1 protein-coding gene is annotated in these 5224 nt (G+C 73.2%); it reads right to left on the bottom strand.

Annotation, left to right across the window (positions count from 1 at the left end):
* A partial coding sequence (locus EAO77_RS00405; protein WP_147986144.1) for a type I polyketide synthase occupies positions 1 to 5224 on the bottom strand: 5224 nt, incomplete at both ends.

Below are 5224 nucleotides of genomic sequence, written 5' to 3'. Positions count from 1 at the left end.
CCACATCCGCCAGCCCCGCCAGCCGCGCCAGCAGCTCGTCACGGTCCGACGCCACCACCACAGCACGCCGCTCCAGCAGCGCACGCGACGTCACCGACGACAGCGCCACATCCGCCACCGACACGTCCACGTCGGCCGCCACACGCTCCCGCAGCCGTTCGATCTGGGCGCGGAGCGCTTCGTCCGTGCGGGCCGAGACGACGACCGGGACCGGCACGACGGGCGCGGTCCGCTCGACCGGCGCCGGCACCTCCGCGACCGGCGCCTCCTCCACGATGATGTGCGCGTTCGTACCGCTCACACCGAACGACGAGACACCCGCACGACGCGGACGACCATCGGCCGTCCACTCCCGGGCCTCGGTCAGCAGCCGGACCTCTCCCGACTCCCAGTCCACATGCGGCGACGGCTCATCGGCGTGCAGCGTCGGCGGCAGCACACCGTGCCGCATCGCCATCACCATCTTGATCACACCCGCCACACCGGCAGCCGCCGACGTGTGACCGATGTTCGACTTGATCGACCCCAGCCACAGCGGATCCCCGTCACGCTCCCGGCCATAAGTGGCCAGCAGCGCCTGCGCCTCGATCGGGTCACCCAGCTTCGTGCCCGTACCGTGGCCCTCCACCGCGTCCACCTCGGACGGGGACAGACCCGCACTCGCCAGCGCGGCACGGATCACCCGCTCCTGCGACGGACCGTTCGGAGCGGTCAGGCCGTTGCTCGCACCGTCCTGGTTGACGGCCGTACCCCGGACCACACCCAGGATCCGGCGGCCGTTGCGCCGCGCGTCCGACAGACGCTCCACCACCAGCACACCCGCACCGTCGGAGAACCCGGTGCCGTCGGCCGACGCCGAGTACGCCTTGCACCGGCCGTCGTCGGCGAGCCCGCGCTGCCGGCTGAAGCCGATGAGCAGATCGGGGGTGGCCATGAGCGAGATGCCGCCGACGAGGGCGAGGGAGCACTCGCCGTTGCGCAGGGCCTGGCCGGCCAGGTGCAGGGCGACGGCCGACGACGAGCAGGCCGTGTCCACGGACACCGCCGGGCCCTCGAAACCGAGCGAGTACGCGATGCGGCCGGACACCACGCTCATGGTGGTGCCGGTGAGGTGGTAGCCCTCCAGTTCGGGGACCATCGTCGCGTGGTAGCCGGAGGAGACCGTGCCGCAGAAGACTCCGGTGTCGCTGCCGCGCAGCGAGGACAGGTCGATCCCGGCGTTCTCGAAGGCCTCCCAGGAGGTCTCCAGCAGCATCCGCTGCTGCGGGTCCATCGCCAGCGCTTCGCGCGGGCTGATGCCGAAGAAGTCGGCGTCGAACTCGCCGATGCCGTCGACGAATCCGCCGGCTCGGGCGTAGACGGTGCCGAGGCGGTCCGGGTCCGGGTCGTAGAGGTTGTCGAGGTCCCAGCCGCGGTCGGTGGGGAACGGGCCCATGGCGTCGCCGCCGGTGGCGACCAGTTCCCACAGGTCCTCCGGCGAGGTGACCCCGCCGGGGAAACGGCAGCTCATGCCGACGATCGCCAGCGGCTCGTCCGTCGCCGCGCGGCGCTTGCGCGTCTGGGCGCGGACAGGCGTCGCATCGACGACGACCTCGGCCACGAGGAGCCGGGCCACGGCGGCCGGGGTCGGGTGGTCGAAGACCAGCGTCGCGGGCAGGCGCACGCCGGACGCCTGGGTGAGCCGGTTGCGCAGCTCGACGGCGCTCAGCGAGTCGAAGCCCAGTTCGTTGAAGGCCCGGGCGGGGTCGACGGCAGCGGCCGACGCATGGCCGAGCACACCGGCCACCTGCTCCAGTACGAGATCGAGCGCAACCTGCTCGCGGTCCGCCTCCGCAACTCCGGCCAGGCGGCGCCCGAGGGATCCACCGGCGGCAGCACGGCGTGCGGGGACGGGTGCGAGGCCACGCAGGATCGCGGGCACGAGGCCGGCCCTGGCCTGGGCGCGCAGTGCGGCCGTGTCCAGCCGGACGGGCGCCAGCAGGGCGGCGTCCGTGGCGAGGGCCTGGTCGAAGAGGTCGAGGCCCAGCTCGGCCGAGAGCGGCTGGGAACCCATGCGCTCCAGACGGGCGAGCTCCGCTTCGCTCAGCTCTCCGGCCATGCCGCCTGCTTCGCCCCACAGGCCCCAGGCCAGTGAGGTCGCCGGCAGTCCGGCGGCCCTGCGGGACGCGGCGAGCGCGTCCAGGGCCGCGTTCGCGGCCGCGTAGTTGCCCTGACCCGGGCTGCCGATCAGCGCGGCGACCGAGGAGAAGACCACGAACGCGGACAGGTCGGCATCGGCGGTCAGCTCGTGCAGGTGCAGCGCCGCGTCCAGCTTCGGACGCATCACGCGCTCGACCTGCTCGGGCGTGAGCGCCTCCACCACGCCGTCGTCCAGCACACCGGCCGTGTGCACCACAGCGGTGAGCGGCTGCTCCAGGCTGTCGAGGACAGCAGCCAGTTGCTCCCGGTCGGAGACGTCGCACGCCACCACCCGGGCCTCGCAACCCGCCTCCGCCAGCTCCGCGACCAGCTCGGCCGCACCCTCCGCCGCCGGACCACGACGGCTCAGCAACAGCAGATGCCGGACACCGCGGACGGTCGCGAGGTGGCGGGCGAACAGCGCACCCAGACCACCCGTACCACCGGTGATCACCACCGTGCCATCCACCGCGAACTGTGTCCCGCCACCACCGGCCGAGGCACGCACCAGCCGCGGCGCGAACACCCGCCCGCCACGCACCGCTAGCTGCGGCTCGTCGAGGTCCGGGAGTCCGCCCCATGCCAGTCCGTCGGCGGTGGTGTCGGTGTCGAGGTCGACGAGCAGGATCCGGCCCGGGTGCTCGGACTGGGCGCTGCGCAGCAGACCCCACACCGCGGCCTGCGCCACGTCCGGAGCCTCGCCCTCCACCGAAACCGCTCGCCGGGTGACGACGGCCAGACGCGCGTCGGCCAGGCGGTCGGCGCCGAGCCAGGCTCGGACCAGGGAGAGCGTCGCGACGACGGCCTCGGTCGGCGAGGCGTCCTGCGTGTCGACACCCGTGAGCACGAGGCCGGGCACGGCACCGGACCCGTCGGCGAGCGCCTCCTCCAGGGCGGCCAGATCGGCGAACCGCGTTCCGTCCGCGGCGAGTTCACCGAGCACGGCGACATCGGCGGAGCCGCCCGCGGCGACCGCGACCGGGCTCCAGTCCACCTGGTGGAGCGAGCCCCGCGTCGCGTCGGTGGCGCGGGTCAGCTGTGCACGGTCGACGGGACGGAAGACGAGCTGGTCCATGGCGAGGACGAGCTCGCCGTCCTCGTCGACGATGTCGATGCGGAAGGCCGCGTCGCCGACCGGGGTGAGACGGGCCCGCGCGCGGGTGACGCCGGTCCGGCCGAGCTGGACGCCGTTCCACGAGAACGGCATGACGAGCGAGTCGTCGGCCTTCTCCCCGTACAGGCAGCTCTGCACCGCCGAGTCGAAGAGCCCCGGGTGCAGGCCGAAGCCGTGGGCGTCGGCCGTGTCGTCCGGCAGCGCGAGGTCGACGTAGACGATGTCGTCGTCCTGCCATGCCTCGACCACACCCTGGAAGAGGGTGCCGTAGTCGTAGCCGATGTCCGCCATGCGCGTGTAGAGCGACTCGGCGGTGAGGGACTCGGCGTCCTGCGGCGGCCAGGCGACGGCCCACGCCGGGACCGTGCGCGCCTCGTCCGAGGCGAGCCAGCCGCGGCCGTGGCAGACGGCCTCCGGGCCGGCCTCCGGTTCGTCGGTCTCCGGGTGGGAGAAGATCACGAACTCGCGTCGTGCGCCGTCGTCCGCGTGGCCGACGACGATCTGGAGCCTGCGCCCCGCCGCGTCGTCCAGGGTCAGCGGCGCCTCGATGACGAGCTCGTCGAGCACAGGGCAGCCGACCGCGCGCCCGGCGGCCAGGCTCATCTCGACCAGCGCCACACCGGGCACGACCACCGTGCCCATGACGACGTGGTCGCGCGTCCAGGGCTGGGTGTCGGTGGAGATGCGGCCGGTGAACAGCCACTCGTCCCGGTCGCCGATCAGCGCACGGCCGGCGAGGAGAGGGTGGTCCACGGGGACGAGTCCGGCGGCGGACACATCGCCGGTGCCCGTGACCGGGGTCAGCCAGAACCGCTCCCGCTGGAAGGCGTAGGTGGGCAGGTCGACGCGTTGGGCGCCGGTGCCGGCGTAGAAGGCGTCCCAGTCGACGCCCGCGCCGGCGGTGTGGACGCGGCCGAGGAAGGCGGCGAACGTGTCCGCCTCCGCGTGCTTGGACCGCAGCGCCGGGACGAACGCGGCCTCGGTGTCGTCCTCCACACACTGCCGGGCCATGGCCGTCAGCACCGCGTCCGGACCCAGCTCCAGGAACCGGCGGACGCCCAGCTCCCACAGGGTCGCCACACCGTCGGCGAAACGCACGGCCTGGCGGACGTGACGCACCCAGTACTCGGCATCGAAGGCGGTGACGACCTCACCGGTCACGTTCGAGACCACCGGGATGGTGGGCTCGTGGTGGGTGAGGCGGGCGGCGACGGTGCGGAACTCGTCGAGCATCGGCTCCATACGGGGCGAGTGGAAGGCGTGCGACACGCGCAGGCGCGAGGTCTTGCGGCCCTCCCACGCGGGCAGCCACTCCTCCACCGCGTCCGCGTCGCCGGAGACGACGACGGCCAGCGGCCCGTTCACCGCGGCGATCTCCAGCCGGCCCTCGAAGCCGGCCAGCGATTCCGCGACCTCGGTCTCGGCGGCCTGCACCGCGACCATCGCCCCACCGGCAGGCAGCGCACCCATCAACCGGCCACGCGCCACCACCAGTTCAGCGGCGTCCGCCAGGGACAGCACCCCGGCCACATGCGCGGCCGCGATCTCACCGACCGAATGCCCGATCAGGTAGTCGGGGCGGACCGACAGGGACTCCGCCAGACGGAAGAGCGCCACCTCGACCGCGAACAGCGCGGCCTGCGTGAACTCCGTGGAGTTCAGCACCTCACTGTCCTCGGCCAACAGCTCCCGCAGCGAACGCCCCAGCCGCGGATCCAGCTCCGCACACACCTCGGCAAGCGCCTGCTCGAACACCGGGTAGGCCGAAGCGAGTTCCAGACCCATGCCCCTGCGCTGCGACCCCTGCCCGGTGAACAGGAACGCCGACTTGCCCCCGACCCCCGACTCCGCCGCCACATCCGCCAGCCCCGCCAGCAGCTCGTCACGCTCCGACGCCACCACCACAGCACGCCGCTCCAGCAGCGCACGCGA

The organism is Streptomyces sp. T39, from assembly GCF_008042045.1.
In the GTDB taxonomy this organism is placed as follows: Bacteria; Actinomycetota; Actinomycetes; order Streptomycetales; family Streptomycetaceae; genus Streptomyces.
The sequence above is the reverse complement of the archived record's forward strand: the minus strand, read 5'-3'. Positions and strand labels throughout refer to the sequence as shown.